This is a genomic window from Cloacibacillus sp. An23 (assembly GCF_002159945.1).
Taxonomy (GTDB): Bacteria; Synergistota; Synergistia; order Synergistales; family Synergistaceae; genus Caccocola.
This window is the reverse complement of sequence record NZ_NFJQ01000026.1, coordinates 1-1,760: the sequence shown is the minus strand read 5'-3', so window position 1 is coordinate 1,760 and position 1,760 is coordinate 1. Positions and strand designations below refer to the sequence as shown.

The 1,760-nt window shown below is 52.0% G+C and carries 1 protein-coding gene; it reads left to right on the top strand.

Features of this window, described 5'->3' with window-relative positions:
* Positions 1 to 1,380: hypothetical protein (locus B5F39_RS13915; protein WP_239391317.1), on the top strand; the 1,380-nt coding region annotated here is incomplete at its 5' end.
* Positions 1,381 to 1,760: the final 380 nt, after the last annotated feature.

Sequence of the window (1,760 nt, the reverse complement as noted above, 5' to 3'; positions counted from 1 at the left end):
CAGCCGGCGACTCGTTATGAGATGGCGTCGATAGTGGCGCGCGCTCTCGTGACGGTGGACGCTGAAAAGGCCAGCAAGCAGGATATGGAACTCCTCAAGAAGCTCGTCATGGAATTCAAAGATGAGCTCGACGCCCTCGGCGTGAAGGTCGATTCCCTCGACAAGCGCGTCGCGGTGCTCGAGGACCGTCTCGGCGGATGGAAAATCAACGGACAGTTCTGGTTCGATGCGCGCTTTGCGAGCAACGCCGATAATAATCAGAACACCTATGGTTTCAAGAACAACAGCGCCGGTGACCATAATCAGTTCGGATTCCGCTTCGCGCGCTTCATGCTCACGAAGTATATTGACGAGAATACGTTCTTCTATGGTCGCTTCCGCTTCAACGACGGTTCAGGTCCGCTTGACAGTTTCTTCGCTGACAAGTTCTTCGTTCAGACGAAACTTCCGTGGGACATCACGATGACGCTCGGTCGCGTTTACAGCGACTGGGAAGGCGACGCTGGACTCTACCACAGCGTAATGGGTGACCTCGAAGGTGGACTTTGGAAAGACCAGTACTACGACGGATTCAACTTCAAGAAGAGCTTCGGTATGCTCGACGCCGAGCTTCTTATCGGCCGTAACTTCGATATCCGCGACGGCGATGAGGACAACGAGTTCATGGAGTACGGTCTGAAACTTCAGGCTAACTTCAGCGAGAACTTCTATGTCGGCGTACAGGGTATCTTCTTTGACTTTGATGGCGATGGCAAGTCTAAGACAACATCTATGACCATCAATGGTACAAAGTATGATTTCGTTACCGACTATGGCTATCTTGACGACTTCCAGCAGTACGGCGCGTACCTCAGCTACAGTTTCACGCCCGCTATAGCTCTCCGCGGCTACTACTACTGGCAGGACCTCGGCGATAACGCCCCGAACGGTACAGAGGACAGCCCGATGGCTTGGAGCGCTTTGCTCGATGTCAAGCAGGACCTCCTCAAGTTCACCTCTCTGTGGGTGCAGTATGTTGAGCAGGACAACGCTTTCGTAGGACCGAGAGCTGCTGGCGTATATCCGGCGCTCTTCGGCAGCGACCAGGTTGGTGCCGCAATTGGCAGCGAAGGTACGAATAAGACGTGGCTCATTACAGCCGAACAGCAGTGGGGCGAGAGCAAATGGAGCAGCTTCCTCCAGTATGTCACCACCGACTGGGATGTTGACACAGTTGATGACACTGACCAGTACACAATCGGTATTGGCTATCAGTACACGCCGCAAATCAAGTTCTGGCTCGCCTACAACTACATCGACTACGGTGACGGTAACGGGAAGGCGGACGGTTACACCGGCAGCGAAAGCGTAGTGCTCTTCCGTACCGCTATCGACTTCTAATTCAGCCTAGCTGATAACCTGAGAGAGACCCGAAAGGGTCTCTCTTTTTCTATCGGCAAAAGCTTCGTTCTACGTGTATTGATGTATTCAGCCGCTCATAACAACAAAACTGACATTCCTGCTAACAAATGCATAATATGCTCACTTAACTGCCGGCAAAAGACAGAGAGATTTGCCGTCATTCCGCGCTTGACGCGGAATCCTGCGGCTTTCAGCTCTGATACGCCGCGATATATAACGACACTCGATGCCGGGTCAAGCCCGGCATGACGAGAACGATAACCTCTGCCTAAAGTTAAATGATATATTTCCGCAACGGCTCAGCACAATATACGCAGGATATATTCGCATGACTGAAATATAATGTTGCCGCTCATAAA